Annotated in this window: 13 protein-coding genes, 1 tRNA gene and 1 pseudogene; 10 read left to right on the top strand and 5 right to left on the bottom strand. The window is 69.9% G+C overall.

Annotated elements, in window-relative coordinates:
• The first annotated feature begins 86 nt into the window (after positions 1 to 86).
• The 8 genes from VGK78_RS19355 to VGK78_RS19320 all read left to right on the top strand — a co-directional run bounded on the left by VGK78_RS19355 (position 87) and on the right by VGK78_RS19320 (position 9,059).
• Entirely contained in the window at positions 87 to 1,562 is a 1,476-nt protein-coding gene (locus VGK78_RS19355; protein ID WP_331529376.1) for an aldehyde dehydrogenase family protein, read from the top strand.
• Entirely contained in the window at positions 1,559 to 3,283 is a 1,725-nt protein-coding gene (gene betA / locus VGK78_RS19350) for a choline dehydrogenase (protein WP_331529375.1), read from the top strand. The genes VGK78_RS19355 and betA overlap by 4 nt, the downstream gene beginning before the upstream one ends.
• Positions 3,280 to 4,362, top strand: coding sequence for a glycine betaine/L-proline ABC transporter ATP-binding protein (locus VGK78_RS19345; protein ID WP_331529374.1), 1,083 nt, complete (start codon positions 3,280 to 3,282; stop codon positions 4,360 to 4,362). Before betA ends, VGK78_RS19345 begins: the two co-directional genes overlap by 4 nt.
• Complete coding sequence (locus VGK78_RS19340; RefSeq protein ID WP_331529373.1) at positions 4,359 to 6,461, top strand: ABC transporter permease; 2,103 nt, start codon at positions 4,359 to 4,361, stop codon at positions 6,459 to 6,461. Before VGK78_RS19345 ends, VGK78_RS19340 begins: the two co-directional genes overlap by 4 nt.
• A 58-nt stretch (positions 6,462 to 6,519) precedes the next feature.
• Positions 6,520 to 7,488, top strand: coding sequence for an ABC transporter substrate-binding protein (locus VGK78_RS19335; RefSeq protein ID WP_331529372.1), 969 nt, complete (start codon positions 6,520 to 6,522; stop codon positions 7,486 to 7,488).
• A 75-nt stretch (positions 7,489 to 7,563) separates the two neighbouring features.
• Positions 7,564 to 8,307: a dienelactone hydrolase family protein gene (locus tag VGK78_RS19330; protein WP_331529371.1), complete on the top strand. Its 744-nt coding sequence runs from the start codon at positions 7,564 to 7,566 to the stop codon at positions 8,305 to 8,307.
• A 10-nt stretch (positions 8,308 to 8,317) separates the two neighbouring features.
• Positions 8,318 to 8,584, top strand: a complete 267-nt coding sequence (locus VGK78_RS19325; RefSeq protein ID WP_331529370.1) for a DUF6295 family protein — start codon at positions 8,318 to 8,320, stop codon at positions 8,582 to 8,584.
• A gap of 37 nt (positions 8,585 to 8,621) precedes the next feature.
• Positions 8,622 to 9,059, top strand: a complete 438-nt coding sequence (locus tag VGK78_RS19320; RefSeq protein WP_331529369.1) for a hypothetical protein — start codon at positions 8,622 to 8,624, stop codon at positions 9,057 to 9,059.
• A gap of 110 nt (positions 9,060 to 9,169) precedes the next feature.
• On the opposite strand, the gene VGK78_RS19315 is transcribed toward VGK78_RS19320, so the two are convergent.
• The 4 genes from VGK78_RS19315 to VGK78_RS19300 all read right to left on the bottom strand — a co-directional run bounded on the left by VGK78_RS19315 (position 9,170) and on the right by VGK78_RS19300 (position 13,771).
• Complete coding sequence (locus tag VGK78_RS19315) at positions 9,170 to 10,156, bottom strand: electron transfer flavoprotein subunit alpha/FixB family protein (protein ID WP_331529368.1); 987 nt, start codon at positions 10,154 to 10,156, stop codon at positions 9,170 to 9,172.
• Positions 10,153 to 10,962 (bottom strand): electron transfer flavoprotein subunit beta/FixA family protein, encoded by an 810-nt coding sequence (locus tag VGK78_RS19310; RefSeq protein ID WP_331529367.1) that lies wholly within the window; start codon positions 10,960 to 10,962, stop codon positions 10,153 to 10,155. The genes VGK78_RS19315 and VGK78_RS19310 overlap by 4 nt, the downstream gene beginning before the upstream one ends.
• Entirely contained in the window at positions 10,962 to 13,493 is a 2,532-nt protein-coding gene (locus VGK78_RS19305; RefSeq protein WP_331529366.1) for an FAD-dependent oxidoreductase, read from the bottom strand. The genes VGK78_RS19310 and VGK78_RS19305 overlap by 1 nt, the downstream gene beginning before the upstream one ends.
• Before the next feature lie 205 nt (positions 13,494 to 13,698).
• Positions 13,699 to 13,771: transfer RNA gene (locus tag VGK78_RS19300), tRNA-Arg, on the bottom strand.
• Positions 13,772 to 13,971: 200 nt separating this feature from the next.
• On the opposite strand from VGK78_RS19300, the gene VGK78_RS19295 reads away from it, so the two are divergent.
• On the top strand, positions 13,972 to 15,114 hold the full coding sequence (locus VGK78_RS19295) for a glycoside hydrolase family 6 protein (protein ID WP_331529365.1): 1,143 nt from the start codon (positions 13,972 to 13,974) through the stop codon (positions 15,112 to 15,114).
• A gap of 153 nt (positions 15,115 to 15,267) precedes the next feature.
• On the opposite strand, the pseudogene VGK78_RS20440 reads toward VGK78_RS19295, so the two are convergent.
• A pseudogene (locus tag VGK78_RS20440) lies at positions 15,268 to 15,399 on the bottom strand (DUF3140 domain-containing protein); the annotation flags it as partial.
• Between the two features lie 373 nt (positions 15,400 to 15,772).
• On the opposite strand from VGK78_RS20440, the gene VGK78_RS19290 reads away from it, so the two are divergent.
• Positions 15,773 to 16,949, top strand: a 1,177-nt coding sequence (locus VGK78_RS19290; protein ID WP_331529364.1) for a phosphoenolpyruvate carboxykinase (GTP), incomplete at its 3' end; no start/stop codon positions are given.

Below are 16,949 nucleotides of genomic sequence, written 5' to 3'. Positions count from 1 at the left end.
ATCCTCCGTTCATAGGAATTGTTGCGACATAAGCAATGAGTTGCACATCACGCAACTCGGCGAGTGCGAGGAAGTGGGCGCGGCAGATGCCTGAGCTCTACGTGGACGGGGTCTGGGCGGAAGCGTCCGCGGGTGGCACGCGCACCATCCTCTGCCCCGCCGACGGGACGCTCGTGGCGGAGGTCGACGAGGCCACCGCGGCCGACACCGAACGCGCCATCGCCGCGGCGTACCGCGCCTTCCACGAGGGCCCCTGGCCGCACACGTCCGCACGTGAGCGCGGCGACCTGCTGCTCCGCACCGCCGACCTGCTCGAGCGCGACGCGGAGGCCGTGGCGCTGGCCGAGTCGAAGGACACCGGCAAACGCCTGGTCGAGAGCCGGTACGACGTCGCGGACGTCGTCGGTGTCCTCCGCTACTACGGGCGGGTGGCCGCCGAGGACGCCGGACGCGTCGTCGACACCGGGAACGCCGACGTGGTCAGCCGGATCGTGCACGAGCCGGTCGGTGTCTGCGGGTTGATCGCCCCGTGGAACTACCCGTTGCTGCAGGCGTCCTGGAAGGTCGCCCCGTGCCTGGCCGCGGGCAACACGTTCGTGCTCAAGCCGAGCGAGCTCACGCCGCACACCTCGATCCACCTGATGCGACTGCTCGAGGAGGCAGGACTGCCGGCCGGCGTGGGCAACCTCGTGCTCGGCGCAGGCCCCGAGGTCGGCGCTCCGCTCGCGAGCGACCCGCGGGTCGACCTGGTCTCCTTCACCGGCGGCGTGCAGACCGGCCGCGCCATCATGGCCGCCGCTGCCGCGACCGTGAAGCGGGTCGCCCTCGAGCTCGGCGGCAAGAATCCCAACCTCGTGTTCGCCGACGCCGATGTCGACGTGGCGCTCGACTACGCGCTGACAGCGGTGTTCCTGCACTCGGGCCAGGTCTGCTCCGCCGGCGCCCGTCTGGTCGTCGAGGAGTCGCTGCACGACCGGTTCGTCGACGCGCTCGTCGAGCGGGCGCAGCTGATCCGCCTCGGCGGCCCCTTCGACGACAAGGCCGAGACCGGGGCACTGATCAGCGCGGCCCACCGCGAGAAGGTGGCGGCGTACGTCGCGGCCGGCGTCGCCGAGGGGGCCCTGCTGCGCTGCGGCGGCGCGGCGCCCGCCGATCCCGCGCTGGCAGACGGCTTCTACTACCTGCCCACCGTGCTCGACGGCTGCACGAGCGGCATGAGCGTCACCCAGAACGAGTCGTTCGGACCGGTGCTCACCGTCGAGACCTTCACCTCCGAGGACGACGCGGTGGCGATCGCCAACGACAGCACCTACGGGCTCGCCGGCGCGGTCTGGACCCAGGACGCCGGCAAGGCCCAGCGGGTCGCCGCCCGGATGCGGATGGGCACGGTCTGGATCAACGACTACCACCCCTACGTCCCACAGGCCGAGTGGGGCGGCTACAAGCAGTCCGGCTTCGGCCGGGAGCTCGGCGAGGCAGGACTGGCGGAGTACCGCGAGACCAAGCACGTCTGGCACAACATCCGCCCCACCGAGCAGCGCTGGTTCGGCGGCTCGTCATGACCGCGTACGACGTCGTGATCGTCGGCGGCGGGTCGGCCGGGTGCGCCCTGGCCAACCGGCTCTCCGCCGACCCCTCGACCAGCGTGCTGCTCCTCGAGGCGGGCCGCTCCGACTTCCGGATCGACCCCTTCATCCACATGCCGGCCGCGCTGACGATCCCGATCGGCAACCGGCTCTACGACTGGAAGTACGAGTCCGACCCCGAGCCGCACATGAACGGGCGGCGCATCTACCACGCCCGCGGCAAGGTGCTCGGCGGCTCGAGCAGCATCAACGGCATGATCTTCCAGCGCGGCAACCCGCTCGACTACGAGCGGTGGGCGGCCGAGCCGGGGATGAAGGAGTGGGACTACGCCCACTGCCTGCCCTACTTCAAGCGGATGGAGACGTTGCTCCTGCCCGACGGGAGCAACGGCGCGAACGACTGGCGGGGCGGCGACGGCCCGCTGGTCCTCGAGCGCGGCCCCGCGGAGAACCCGCTGTTCGGCGCGTTCTTCCAGGCCGCCCAGGACGCCGGCTACCCGTTGACCGACGACGTGAACGGCTACCGGCAGGAGGGGTTCGCGAGGTTCGACCGCAACGTGCACCGCGGCCGCAGGCTGTCGGCCGCCCGGGCGTACCTCCACCCGGTGATGGACCGGAAGAACCTCACCGTCCACACCCTCTCCTTCGTCACCGGCATCAAGTTCCAGGGGACCCGCGCCGTCGGTGTCGACTACCTGCGCGGCGGGCGGGTACGGCGTACCGCCGACGCCGGCCAGGTGATCCTCTGCGGCGGCGCGATCAACACTCCCCAGCTTCTGCAGCTGTCCGGGGTCGGGAACCCCGACGAGCTCCGCAGCCTCGGCATCCGCGTGGTGGCGGACGTTCCCGGCGTGGGCCAGAACCTCCAGGACCACCTCGAGGTCTACGTCCAGTACGCCTCGAAGCAGCCGGTCTCCATCGCGCCCGGCCTGCGCTGGCGGGCCCGTCCGGGGATCGGCTACCAGTGGCTGTTCCACCGCCGGGGGCTCGGCGCGACCAACCACTTCGAGGGTGGCGGCTTCGTCCGCAGCAACGACGTCGTCGACTACCCCAACCTGATGTTCCACTTCCTGCCCGTAGCGATCCGGTACGACGGGAGCGTGCCCGCGGAGGGCCACGGCTACCAGGTGCACGTCGGCCCGATGTACGCCGACACCCGCGGCCACGTGAAGATCCGCTCGACCGACCCGCGCGAGCACCCCTCGATGCTCTTCAACTACCTGTCCACGCCGACCGACCGCCGGGAATGGGTCGAGGCGATCCGGGTGGCGCGGAACATCCTCACCCAGCCCGGCCTCGCGGCGTACAACGCCGGCGAGATCTCCCCCGGCCCGTCGGTGGAGAGCGACGAGGAGATCCTCGCGTGGGTCGCCCGCGACGCCGAGACCGCCCTGCACCCGTCGTGCACCGCGAAGATGGGGATCGAGGACGAAGCGGTCGTCGACCCGACCACCATGGGCGTCCACGGCGTCGAGGGCCTGCACGTGGTCGACGCGTCGGTCTTCCCGTTCGTCACCAACGGCAACATCTATGCCCCCGTGATGATGGTCGCCGAGAAGTCGGCGGACCTCATCCTGGGCAACACGCCTCTACCCGCGCTCGACGTCCCCTACTACCGGTATCGCGACGGCATGCCGCTCCATCCCCCCGGGGACGACCGGAAGGACCCCGCCGACAACCAGGAGGTCACCCGATGACCGCACCCACCATCGACCCGACGTCCGCCCGGGCCACGGCCGCCGACGGCGGCGATGCCGCCCTCAAGGTCGACGGGCTCTGGAAGATCTTCGGCTCCGGTGCCGGCAAGATCATCGGCACGCCGGACGCTGATCTGACGCGCAAGGAGCTGCAGACCAAGACCGGCTGCGTGATGGCGGTCAAGGACGTCTCGTTCGAGGTCGCACCGGGCGAGGTGTTCGTCGTGATGGGCCTGTCGGGGTCCGGCAAGTCGACGCTGGTGCGGATGCTGACCCGGCTGATCGAGCCGACGGCGGGCAGCGTGCACCTCGGCGGCGACGACGTCACCTCCGCCGACGAGAAGTCCCTGCGCGACCTACGTCGCAAGCGCGTCGGCATGGTCTTCCAGCACTTCGGCCTCCTGCCGCACCGCCAGGTGATCGAGAACGTCGCATTCGGCCTCGAGGTCAGGGGCGAGGATCGCTCCGACCGCCGCGGCCGAGCCCAGGAGATGGTCGACCTGGTCGGACTCTCGGGCTACGAGCGCTCCTATCCCGACCAGCTCTCGGGAGGCATGCAGCAGCGCGTGGGGCTGGCCAGGGCGCTGGCCTCCGATCCCGACGTGCTCCTGTTCGACGAGCCGTTCTCCGCGCTCGACCCGCTGATCCGTCGCGACATGCAGAACGAGGTGATCCGGCTGCACCACGAGGTCGGCAAGACGATGGTGTTCATCACCCACGACCTCGCAGAGGCGCTCAAGCTCGGCGACCGGATCCTGATCATGCGCGACGGCGAGGTCGTCCAGGTCGGACGACCCGACGAGGTGGTCGGAGCACCCGCCGACGACTACGTGAAGGACTTCGTCTCCGACGTCCCGAAGTCCCACGTCCTGACGCTGCGCTGGGTGATGCGCGAGGCCCAGCCCGGCGAGGGCGAGGGCGCCCCCGCGTTGCCGTCCGACACGATCGTCCGCGAGGCGGCCCGTGCCGTGCTCGCGGCCGACGGCCCGGTCCGCGTGGTCGACGGTGACCGGGTGGTGGGCGTGGTCGACGACGAGGACATCCTCCGCGTCGTGGTCGCGGAGGAGCAAGGCTCGTGACCACGCTCGAGGCGACACCTGCCCCTCCTGCGCCGACCTCCAAGGAGGAGCAGCCTCGCGTCGCCGAGACCGGCACTCGGCGTACCGGTCTCTACCTGCTCGCGATCGCGGTGGTGTGGGGCCTCGGCTACTTCCTGTTCAAGAACCACGACACCCTGTCCCGCCCGTTCGTCCAGCTCAACGGGCTCGACAAGTGGTTCAACCACATCCGCGACAACATCCAGGCGGCCGGCCTGCACAACTGGTTCTTCCACGGGGTCATCGGCAACGGCTCGACGTTCGTCAACGACCACGTCATCGGCGAGCTCCAGGGATGGCTGTCCACCCCGTCGGGCGGCCGGCCGGTGCCCGAGGTCGGCTGGCTGGGCGTGGTCGCGATCTTCACCTGGATCGCCTACGCCGTCGCCGGGCTGCGCTCGGCCGGCCTGGTGCTGGTCGGCACCTTGTTGTTCGGCGTCCTCGGCTACTGGCAGGACAGCGTCGACACCGTCATCATCACGATCCTGGCGGTGGTCGTCAGCATCGTGATCGGCATCCCGGTCGGCATCGCGATGGCCCGACGCCCGTGGGTGTCCGCCACGCTGACGCCGGTGCTCGACGTGATGCAGACCATGCCATCGCTGGCCTACATCCCGATCGCCGTCGTGATCTTCGGTCCGGGTGCGACCTGCGCACTGGTGATCACCACCATCTACGCGATCCCCCCGCTCGTCCGGATCACCGAGCACGGCCTGAGGTCCGTGTCCGCAACCACGATTGAGGCGGCCGGCTCGATGGGCGTCACGCGCGGCCAGCTGCTGCGCAAGGTGCAGCTACCGATGGCCCGACGCACCATCATCGTCGGGGTCAACCAGTGCACGCTGGCCGCGCTGTCGATGGCCGTGATCGCCGGGCTGATCAACGGCCCCGGTCTCGGCCAGGACGTCATCTACGCCCTGGCCAACCTCAACGTCGGCGACGGGGCCGTCGCCGGCTTGCTGATCGTGGTGATCGCGATCGTGCTCGACCGCACCACCACGGCGGCGAGCGAGCGCCGCGAACGCACGCAGGGGTCGCTCGGTGCCGTCTCGAGCCCGGGCGTGATGCTGGTCAGCGTCGTGCTCGAGCACCTTCCCCGGTGGGCGAGCCAGGACACCCGCGCGCCACGGCGACGGCCCTCGCCGCTGATGCGCCGGATCGTGCTCCTCGTGACCCTGGTCCCGGTGCTGGTGTGCGTCTACTTCTCCCACAGCTATCTCGACCTGGCCCAGTTCCCCACGGCATGGAACGTCGGCACGCACCTCTCCAACGGGATCAACTCGGTGACCGACACCGTGGTCAACCACGTCGACACCTTCACCGCCTGGGTCAAGAACGCGATCAGCTACGGCTTCCTCAACCCGCTGCAGGACCTGCTGGCCAGCACACCGTGGTGGCTGACAGCTCCGGTCCTCCTGGCGATCTCCTGGGTCGTGGGCGGCCTCAAGCCCTTCCTGACCACGCTGGTGTGCGAGGGCGTCATCCTGGGCGTCGGGCTCTGGAACGACTCCATGACCACGCTGACGATGACCATCGTCGCCACCGTCCTGGTGATGATCATCGCACTGATCGTGGGCGTCTGGATCGGGCGCAGCCGCACCGCCGACCGGATCATCCGGCCGATACTCGACGCCTTCCAGACGTTCCCGTCGTTCGTGTACCTGATCCCTGCCCTGGCGTTGTTCTCGCCGTCACGCTTCACCGCGATCGTGGCGGCCACGCTCTACGCCGCGCCGATCGCGGTCAAGCTCGTCGCCGACGGCATCCGCGGGGTCTCCGCGACGACCATCGAGGCCGCGCGCTCGCAGGGCATCACCACCTGGCAGATGATCTTCAAGGTCCAGCTGCCGATGGCCCGCTCCTCGATCGCTCTGGCCGCCAACCAGGGATTGCTCTACGTGCTGTCGATGGTGGTCATCGGCGGCATGGTCGGTGCCGGCAGCCTCGGCTACCTCGCGATCTCGGGCTTCGCGCAGGACAACCTGCTCGGCAAGGGCATCAACGCCGGCATCGCGGTCACCGCGCTCGGCATCCTGCTCGACCGGACGGCTCGGGCCGCCGCCAACCGCGGGCGGACCTGACCGCTCGCCTCACCGGACATCTCGCCGCCCTGGCGGGATCGACAAGGAAGAAGGACGCATGGCACGACGACACCTCCGGCTGCCAGGCTGGATCAGTTTCGCAGCCGCGTGCGCACTCGGCCTGAGTGCCTGCGGCGGTGGCAACATCTCCAAGACCACGGCGGGCAGTGGCAAGACCTGCGGTGATCTCAACATCGCCATGAACGCGTGGACCGGCTACTACGCCGACGCCTACGTGGTCGGTGAGCTGGCCAAGAACAAGCTGGGCTGCAACGTCAAGTACGTCAAGCTCGCCGAGGAGCCCAGCTGGAGCGCGATGGCCAATGGAACCGTCGACACCATCTTGGAGAACTGGGGCCACGACGACCTGGTGAAGAAGTACATCACCCAGCAGCACGTGGTCGAGGACGCCGGAATGACCGGGAACCAGGGCATCATCGGCTGGTACGTCCCACCGTGGATCGCCAAGGCGCACCCCGACATCACCGACTGGAAGAACCTCAACAAGTACGCCAGCGACTTCAAGACCTCCGAGTCCGGAGGCAAGGGGCAGCTGCTCGACGGCGACCCGTCGTACGTCACCAACGACCAGGCGCTGGTCACCAACCTGCACCTGAACTACAAGGTGGTGGTCGGCGGCAGCGAGGCGGCTCTGATCCAGAGCTTCCGGTCCGCCGAGAAGAACCACACCTGGTTGCTCGCCTACTTCTACGAGCCCCAGTGGTTCTTCTCCGAGGAGAAGCTGGTGCGGGTGCACCTGCCGAAGTACACGCCGGGCTGTGACTCCAACCCGGCCAAGGTGGCCTGCGACTACCCGCCGTACCACCTGAACAAGCTGATCTCGACCAAGTTCGCCGACTCCGGCTCGCCGGCGGTCACGCTGATCAAGAACTTCCACTGGACGAACGACGACCAGAACCAGGTCGCCGAGTACATCGCCAAGGACGGCATGCCCGGTCCTGCGGCTGCCGACAAGTGGATCGCCGCCAACCAGGATCTGGTCAACCAGTGGCTGCAGGGCACCTGATTCCCTGAGCCCGACCAGCGAGAACGCCGGAGCCCGCCACCGCGAGGTGGCGGGCTCCGTGCTTTCATCCAAGACATGAGTGACACGCTGAGCGCCGCGACCGTGACGATCACGGGAGCCGACGGCACCGAGATCGAGGCCTACCTCTCGCGGCCCGAGGGCGAGCAGGACGTCGCCCCGCGCGGCGGGGTCGTCGTCATCCACCACATGCCCGGCTACGACCGGGCCACCAAGGAGATGGTGCGTCGGTTCGCCGAGCTGGGCTACGACGCCGTCTGTCCGAATCTCTACCACCGCGAGGCTCCCGGAGCCGCGCCGGACGACGCCGCGGCCACCGCGCGCGCCCAAGGCGGCGTGCCCGACGAGCGGCTCGTGGGCGACGTGGCCGGCGCCGCGGCGTACCTCCGCGGTCTCGACAGCAGCAACGGCAAGGTGGCCGTCATCGGCCACTGCTCCGGGGGTCGCCAGGCGGTGCTCGCGGCGTGCCACCTCGACCTCCAGGCCGCCGTCGACTGCTACGGCGCCTTCGTCACCGGCACCCCGCCTCCCGACCGGCCGATCACGAACCTGGTCGAGCGGCTGCCCGACCTGGCCGCCCCGCTGCTCGGTCTCTTCGGCAACGAGGACTCCTTCCCCTCACCCGAGCAGGTCGACGAGCTCGAGCAGATCCTGCAGGGCCAGGGATCGACCTACGAGTTCCACCGGTACGACGACGCGGGCCACGGGTTCTTCGCGGTCGACCGCCCGTCGTACCGCGTGGTGGCGGCCAACGACGGCTGGGAGCGCATCGCGGCGTTCTTCGGCACCCACCTGAGCTGAGGAGACCGACATGTGCACCTACACCACGGAGACGGCACACATCGACGGCAGCGCCAAGGGGCCGGGGAGCGGGTGGTTCCACGTCACGGACGCCACGGTCTACTACGACCACCCGGTCCACGCGATGGCCGAGCACACGCTCAACGTCGACCTGTCCGACCCGGCGACGGGGCCGGGTGCCCGGGTGGCTCTCGAGCTCACCGCGACCTCGGCGCGCGAGCTCGTCGCGGCCATCGAGGCCGCCCTGGCCGCAGTGCCCGAGGAACTGCTGACCTGAGGACGGATGGTCCCGCGGCTTGGCTAGGTTGGTCGTGATGGATGCATCCGACGACTACTGCGAGCTGTGTGACCTGCCCAGGTCCCAATGTCTGCACGGCCTGCCACCGCCGCCACCGAAGAAGGCCACCCCACCGCCGAAGCCCAAGCGACGGCCGACGACGCCGACTCGCCCGTCGACGCCCCCGGCGAAGGTCGTGAACCGGCGCTGGACTCCCCCCGAGGCGTTCAAGCCCCTCATCATCACCGTGCTTGAACGCGCGGGCGGGGAGCTGGAGGCCGACGAGGTGTTCCAGGAGCTGGAGACCCTGACCGAGGGCCGGCTGCTGCCCGAGGACAGCGAGACGACCCCCGAGGGCGAGCTGCGCTGGAGGTACGCCGCTCGGCGCGCGCGCGTGGCACTCATCGACGAGGGGCTGATGACGAAGTCCAGACCTGGTGTCTGGCAGCTCGAACGACCGGGCCCCGCGCGCTGACACCGCGGCCGGTCGCCAGGCTCTGCGTGGAGGATTCGAGTCACCCGGTGCCTGCGATCTTCTACTGACGACCCGTCGCGCGAGCCTCTGGAAGTCCGGTACTGACGGCGTCAGGCTCCGTAACCGCGCTTGCGGATCTCGGCGTTGATGGCCGGCACGATCTCGTGCAGGTCACCGATCACGGCGTACGTCGCGCGCGTCACCATCGGCGCCTCCGCGTCGGAGTTGATCGCCAGGATCGTCTTGGCCGAGGAGCAGCCGGCCCAGTGCTGGATCGCCCCGCTGATCCCGCACGGGACGTACAGGTCGGGCGAGATCCGGCTGCCGGTCTGGCCGACCTGCTCGTGGTGGGGGCGCCATCCGGCGCTGGTCACCACGCGCGAGACGCCGAGGGCGGCTCCGAGGAGCTCGGTCAGCTCGACCACGTCGCCGAACTTGTCGGCCCCACCGACACCCCGGCCGGCACCGACGACGACCTTCGCAGAGGTCAGGTCGCCGGACTCGTCGGCCTCGGGCTCAGCGGTCGACACGACGCGTGCTACCAGGTCCTCGGGCGCGATAGTCGGCGTGTGCTCGACGAGCTCGCCGGCACCGGACACGTCGGCGGGCTTGGCCTCGACGGCATGGCCGGCGACGGTGAAGACGGCGGGCCGCTGGTGGAGGTTCATCTCCTCCATGGCCGCGCCGCCGACGACCTGACGAGTCACCACGAACGGCGTCAGGCCGGAGAACGAGAGCACGTTGGCGGCCATCGACGCGCCGGAGCGCGCGGCCACGTGCGCCATCAGCTCGTTGCCGCGGTCGGTGCCGGCGGCCATGATCACGACCGAGCCGGCCGCGTCGCGCACGGTCAGGATGGCGGAGGCCCAGCCCGCGCCGGAGTACGCCGCGACGTCGTCGCCGCCGACCCGGTGCACCGTGCGCACGCCGTACGCCGACAGCTCGGCCCGCAGGTCCTCCGACACGTCGCCGAACACGACCGCGTCGACGGGGACGCCGTTGCCCGCCGCCGAGATGTCGCGTGCGAAGCTCACGGCCTCGAGCGAGACCTCGGTGGCGGCGCCGTCGAGGTCGGTCTCGACCAGGGTGAGGATCACGGTGCCACCTTTCCGGGGGTCAGCACTCCCAGCTTCTCGAGGACGTCGACCACCGCCGGTGCGGCCTCGGGACCCTCGCCGAGGATCTGGACCGCGCTCGGGGTGGGCGGAGGAAGCACCATCCGGACCCGGCCGGGCCCACGGGGCTCGGACACCGGCTGCCGCTCCTCGATCGGGATCTTCTTGGCCTTGAGCCGGCCGGGCACGGAGGGGTAGCGCGGTTCCACGCCGCCCTCGCGGATCGTCACCACGGCCGGCAGCGGCACGCGGTAGGTCTCCTGGCCGTCCGGACCCTCGCCGACCGCGACCACGACCGCGCCCTCGGACGAGTCCTCGACCGTGACCGTGTGCGCGCCGTTGACGACCGGTCGACCGAGCTCGTAGGCGAGCCGGATGCCGACCTGGAAGTCACCGGTGTCGGCGGCGTCGTTGCCGAGCAGCACCAGGTCGTGCGCACGGCCGGCGGCCTCGTGGTCGCGGACGACGGCCGCGACCTCGCGCGCGACGTCCGCGGGGCCGAAGGCGAACGGCTCGCCCACGACGTGGGTCGCTGCCGTACAGCCGACGGCGAGCGCGTTGCGCAGCTGCTCGACCGCCTCCGCGTCGCCGATGGTGAGCGCGGTCGCCTCACCACCACCTGCGCCGACCATCTGCACGGCCAGCTCGACCGCGCACTCCTCGTGCGCACTCATGGTGAAGCCCGAACGCCGGCCGTCCACCGACTGGCCGTCCTCGCTGAGCACGACCTCCTCGGTGATGTCGGGGACCCGCTTCACGCAGACCAGCACCCCTAGCGGCTGCACCATCAGCGCATCCGCTCGTTGCTCGGGTCGAGCAGGGGGGTCGCGTCCACCGAGCGGACCGTGACCGGGTAGAGCTCCTCCATGTAGGAGACCGCGAGCTCGGTGCCGATCACCGCCTGCTCCGGCGGAAGGTAGGCCAGCAGCACGTGCTTGCCCAGCGACGGCGCGGACCCGGCGGTGGTGACGTAGGGGTGGTGGCCGTGGCCGTCGGTGAGCGTGCCGCCGTCGCGGGTCAGGATCGGCTCGCCGCCGAGCATGTACCGCTTCATCCCCGATGCGGACGTGTGGTCCTCGACGGTCAGCGTGCACAGCACCGTCTTCGGTGCAGACTCACGTTGCGCCAGGTAGGCCTCTTTGCCGACGAAGTCGGCGGCCTTCACCTTGGGCCGCTGCATACCGGCCTCGACGATGCTCCGCTCGGCGTCGAGCTCGAAGCCGTACGCGCGGTAGCCCTTCTCGATCCGGCCGGTCGTGCCGTAGACGCCGATCCCCACCGGCACGGTGCCGTGGCTGTCACCGGTGTCGAGCAGCGCCTCCCAGAGCGCGGCCGCGTCGTCGAAGTCGACGTACAGCTCCCAGCCGAGCTCGCCGACGTAGGAGATGCGCGAGGCCAGCACCGTCACGTCGCCGCCGGAGGTCGACAGCGTGATCTCCCGGCAGGTGAGCATCGGGAAGCCCTCGCCGGAGACGTCGGCGTCGGTGAGCGAGGCGAGGATGTCGCGCGCCTTCGGGCCCCAGAGGCCGATCGTCGTGATCTCGTCGGTGCGGTCGGTGAGCGTGGCCTCACCGACCAGGTGGTCGGTGAACCACTGCCGGTCGGCCGGGCCGTGCGCGCCGCCGGTGACGACACGGAAGTGGTCTCCGCCGGACTCGGGAGAGCCGAGCCGCATCACGGTCAGGTCGGAGCGGAAGCCGCCGTTGGCGTCGAGCACGGGCGTGTAGATGACCTTGCCGACCGCGACGTCGCACTGCGCGACGCACGTCTGCTGCACGCTCTCCAGCGCGCCCGGCCCCTCGATGTCGAAGACCTGGAACGCCGTCAGGTCGATGACGCCCGCCGCCTCGCGCATGCGCAGGTGCTCGGCGTTGATGATCGGGCTCCACCAGCGCGAGTCCCACTCGTGCTGGCGCGGCATCACGGCCTCGCCGTACAGCTCGACGAGGCCGGCGTTCGACTCGTACCAGTGCGGCCGCTCCCAACCGGCGGTCTCGAAGAAGAACGCACCGAGCTTCTGCTGGCTGTCGTACATCGGCGACTTGCGCTGGTTGCGGTCGGACTCGTACTGCTCGGCGGGGTGGATGATGCCGTAGGTCTTGATGAACGACTCGGTGGTGCGTAGCCGGGTGTGCTCGCGGCGCTTCTGGTGCTCCTGGAAGCGCGCGATGTCGCTGTGGGCGAGGTCGATCTCGGAGAAGCCGTGGGTCATCCACTCCGCGACCGCGCGGCCGACGCCCGGACCCTCCTTGATCCAGACCGCCGACGCCGTCCAGAGACCCTTCACATGGCTCTCGCCGAGGATCGGCGCGCCGTCGCAGGTGAGCGACAACAGGCCGTTGATGGCGTAGCGGATCTCGGCACCGTCGGCGCCGAGCAGCTCGGGCATCAGCTCGTAGGCCTGCTCGAGCTGCGGGTCGAAGTCCTCCTCGGTGAAGGGCAGCTCGGTCGGCGACAGCTTCGACTGCTCGATCGTTGGGATGTCCTCGGGCTCCATCAGGATCGCCCGGTGCGCGTAGGAGCCGACCTCCATGTCGGCGCCGTGCTGGCGCTCGTAGCAGAAGGTGTCCATGTCGCGCACGATCGGGAAGGAGATCTCTCCCTCCTTCCCGGCCAGCTGGGGGCAGGGACCGACACTGATCATCTGGTGCACGGCGGGCGTCAGCGGGATGCTCACCCCGGCCATGTCGCCGATCTTCGGGCTCCACACGCCACACGCGATGACGACGTACTCGGCCTCGATGTCGCCCTTGTCGGTGCGCACCCGCTTGATCCGGCCGTCCACGACGTCGAGGCCGACGACCTCGACGTTCGGCACCGTGGTCAGTGCGCCGGAGGCGACGGCGCCCTCGCGCATGATCGTGCCGGCGCGCAACGAGTCGACGACGCCGACGCCGGGCTGCCAGAAGGCGCCGATGATCTGGTCCTTGTCGAGGAACGGCACCTTCTCCTGGACGAACTCCGGACCGACGATCTCGGCCTCGATGCCCCAGGCCTTCGCCGAGGACATCCGCCGGCGAAGCTCCTCCATCCGCTCCTCGGTGCGGGCGACCTCGAAGCCGCCGCACTCGGTGAAGACGCCGAGCTCCTTGTACTGCTCGACCGAGTCGAGGGTCAGATCGGTGATCTCCCTCGAGTGGTCGGTGAGGAAGATGAAGTTCGACGCGTGACCGGTCGACCCGCCGGGGTTGGGCAGCGGCCCCTGGTCGATCTGCACGATGTCGCGCCAGCCCAGACGGGCCAGGTGGTGGACCAGGCTGTTGCCGACGATGCCGGCACCGATGACGACGCAGCGCGCCGTTCCGGGGACGTCTGCCACGGGAGACTCCTTGTTGCGTATGACGCAGAGTTGTGCGTGTTATGGAACAACAAGGAGTTTGACGCCGCGATCCGCCCGGGTCAAGGGCGCGAGGCACTCGGGACGTCATCCGGGTAGTGCCATGGATGGCACCGTCCGTATGACGTCTCGCACCGCCCCCACGAGAAGGACCCCGGGGACCTATCGGTCGACCGGGGTCCAGCTGCGCGCCCGGAGGTATTCGAAACCCCAACCTTCTGATCCGTAGTCAGATGCTCTATCCGTTGAGCTACGGGCGCAGCGTCCCGGTCACGCTGCTTCTACGCGAAGCGGCGACGAGGACTGGTCGAGGATAGCCGACCTGCCAGGGGGCGCCGAATCGGTGGCGACCGCCGGTGACCAGTGCGGACTGGTCCGTCCGGAGGGGGTACGCCGACCGAACGGGCCGTCCTTCGCCGACTCCGGGACGCACGCGACGAGGCCGACCTACCGTCCCCGCGTGAAGCGCCCGTCCCGCCGTACCGTCGCGTCCCTGCTCGCCCTGGCCGGTCTCGGCCTGGTCACCGGCGTCCCGGGTGCCGGGGACGCCGCGGCCGCGGCCTCGAGGTCCAGCAGCAGTGCGCTCACCGTGCCGATGCCACCCGCGCCGACCGCCAACCCGGGCAACCCGCTGGCCGGCCGGGCGTGGGGCGTCTTCCGTGGCCCCGCCGACCCCGCCTGGCAGCCCTACGTCAACGCCTCCGGCACCCGGAAGCAGAAGCTCGCGACGATCGCGCTGGCGCCGAAGGCGAAGTTCTTCGGTGCCTGGATCCCCGACTCCGAGATCGCCGAGAAGGTGCGCCAGTACGTCGCCAACGCCACCGGCGGCGACCCCGACGTGCTCGTCCAGCTGACCCTGTTCCGGATGGTGCCGTGGGAGAGCGAGGCCTGCCAGCGGCTGCCCACCAAGGCCGAGCGCAGGTCCTACCGGCGCTATGTCGACATCGTGGCGCAGACCCTCGGTGACACGCACGCGGCGGTGATCCTCCAGCCCGACGGGCCGTTCCTGCGCTGCGTCCCGCGTGGCTCCTCGGTCCCGGCAGGCCTGCTCAGCTACGCGGCGCGCACCTTGTCGGCGCAGCCCAACGTCTCGGTGTACGTCGAGATGGGGTCGGCGGACTGGTTCCGCGACCGTCCCGCGGACGCCGTGCGGATGCTCCGGGCCGCCGACGTCCAGTACGCCCGCGGCTTCGCCCTCGACACCTCCCACTTCGACTCCGTCGGGCGCCAGATCGACTTCGGCGCGAGCATCGTGTCCGCCCTCGCCCAGGACGGGATCCCGCACCGGCACTTCGTGATCGACACCTCCGACAACGGGCACGCGTTCACCGGCGCCTGGTACCACCAGCACCACCCGAGCAAGCCGCTCGGCTATGCAGAGCCCTGCGCGTCGGCGGACCAGACGCACTGCGTGGCGCTCGGCATCCCGCCGACCACCGATGTGGGCGCCCCCGAGTGGGGGCTGTCGGACCGCCGGACCGCGGCCGCCGAGAAGCTCGTGGACGGCTACCTGTGGGTCAGTCGTCCCTGGCTGGCACACCAGTCGGGCGCGTTCAGCCTCGACCGGGCGCTCGCCGAGATCCGCTACTCGCCGTACCGCTGAGAGCGGTCGGCGCCGCCGGCCGGCTTGAGCGGGTCGTGGCCCAGCCCCATCAGACTGTGCCGCCAGGCCGTGGAGCCGGCCGTCGGCTCCCCCCCGCTGCATGCGCACCCGGTCCACGACCGCGCGCATCACGTCCGCGTCGTCCGGCGTCAGGTCTCCGCGCCACTTGCCCAGCACCGCCAGCACCTGCCGCCCTGCCGGGGAACCCGCCTGGTCCGGCAACGGCTCGGTGTCGGGCAGCGCCTCGCTCTCGCGGAGCCAGTCCTCGAGCTCGCGCGACGTCATGTTCACGACCTCGTGGAACTGCTCCCACAGGTCGTCGTCGATCCTCTCGCTCACACCCGTGTCCTCTCGTCCCGGACGCGGTACCCGCACCCCTGAGCCTCCACGCGCGGACCGGCGTGAGTACGCCGAGATCGGGTACGTCAAGACCTGTGACCTCGGCCACGGGTGCTGGATCGATCCAATATGTCAGGACTCCTGACACCGGTAACGTCCAGAGCACGACAACAGCACAACGCCGTCGGGCGACAACGACGCCGGCCGATCGCAGCACTTCACGTTCACCCCGTCGACACGACGGACCGGTGGTCCTTCTCGGACCTGCTCGGGCAGGGCACGGTGACCACCGCGACGTACGGAAGGAACAGCACCGCAGATGACTGCTGACACGCAGACCCGGCCCACCACCCACGACGACCACGACGAGCACGGCGACTCGAGGTCCCTCCCGACGACGCACCGCGGCATCGTCGAGTTCGTCACCGAGGTCGCCTCGATGACGACCCCCGACCGCATCCACTGGTGCACCGGCTCCGACGAGGAGTGGACCGAGCTCACCGACGCCCTCGTCGCGAGCGGCACGTTCGTCAAGCTCGACCCGGCCAAGAAGCCCAACTCGTTCTGGGCCCGCACCGACCCCTCCGACGTCGCTCGGGTCGAGGGCCGCACCTTCATCTGCTCCCGCGAGGAGAAGGACGCGGGGCCGACGAACAACTGGATGGACCCCGACGAGATGAAGGCCACCATGCGCGAGCTCTACGCGGGCTGCATGAAGGGCCGGACGATGTACGTCATCCCGTTCGTGATGGGCCACCTCGAGGCCGAGAAGCCGATGTTCGGCGTGGAGATCACCGACTCGGCGTACGTCGTCGCCTCGATGCGCGTGATGGCCCGGATGGGCAGCGAGATCCTCCGCGCGATGGAGGACCTGGACGCCAAGGGCAAGGCCTTCCACTGGGTGCCGGCGCTGCACTCGGTCGGCGCGCCGCTCGAGCCCGGCCAGGACGACGTCCCGTGGCCGTGCAACGACACGAAGTACATCTCGCACTTCCCCGAGGAGCGGATGATCTGGAGCTACGGCTCCGGCTACGGCGGCAACTCGCTGCTGGGGAAGAAGTGCTACGCCCTGCGGATCGCCAGCGTGATGGCGCGCGACGAGGGCTGGCTCGCCGAGCACATGCTGATCCTCAAGCTGACCAGCCCGCAGGGCGTTACCAAGTACGTCGCCGCGGCGTTCCCGAGCGCGTGCGGCAAGACGAACCTCGCCATGCTCGCGCCGACCATCCCGGACTGGAAGGTCGAGACGCTCGGCGACGACATCGCCTGGATGCGGATCGGGGAGGACGGCCGGCTCTACGCCGTCAACCCGGAGTTCGGGTTCTTCGGCGTCGCGCCCGGCACCAACGAGACCACGAACCCGAACGCGATCCGCACCCTCGAGCGCGGCAACTCGGTGTTCACCAACGTGGCGCTCGCCGAGGACGGCGACGTGTGGTGGGAGGGCATGGAGAACCAGCCCGCGCACGCCACGTCCTGGAAGGGTGAGCCGTGGA

It is taken from the genome of Nocardioides sp. (genome assembly GCF_036503465.1).
GTDB lineage: Bacteria > Actinomycetota > Actinomycetes > Propionibacteriales > Nocardioidaceae > Nocardioides.
Note: the sequence above shows the minus strand (reverse complement) of the source record. Positions and strands in the feature narration are given on the sequence as shown.

What these genes read in the sequence shown, in the direction of transcription:
- VGK78_RS19355 (WP_331529376.1), top strand. Translation starts at nt 87, where the DNA reads ATGCCTGAGCTCTACGTGGACGGGGTCTGGGCGGAAGCGTCCGCGGGT.
- betA (WP_331529375.1), top strand. Translation starts at nt 1,559, where the DNA reads ATGACCGCGTACGACGTCGTGATCGTCGGCGGCGGGTCGGCCGGGTGC.
- VGK78_RS19345 (WP_331529374.1), top strand. Translation starts at nt 3,280, where the DNA reads ATGACCGCACCCACCATCGACCCGACGTCCGCCCGGGCCACGGCCGCC.
- VGK78_RS19335 (WP_331529372.1), top strand. Translation starts at nt 6,520, where the DNA reads ATGGCACGACGACACCTCCGGCTGCCAGGCTGGATCAGTTTCGCAGCC.
- VGK78_RS19330 (WP_331529371.1), top strand. Translation starts at nt 7,564, where the DNA reads ATGAGTGACACGCTGAGCGCCGCGACCGTGACGATCACGGGAGCCGAC.
- VGK78_RS19325 (WP_331529370.1), top strand. Translation starts at nt 8,318, where the DNA reads ATGTGCACCTACACCACGGAGACGGCACACATCGACGGCAGCGCCAAG.
- VGK78_RS19320 (WP_331529369.1), top strand. Translation starts at nt 8,622, where the DNA reads ATGGATGCATCCGACGACTACTGCGAGCTGTGTGACCTGCCCAGGTCC.
- VGK78_RS19310 (WP_331529367.1), bottom strand. Translation starts at nt 10,962, where the DNA reads ATGGTGCAGCCGCTAGGGGTGCTGGTCTGCGTGAAGCGGGTCCCCGAC.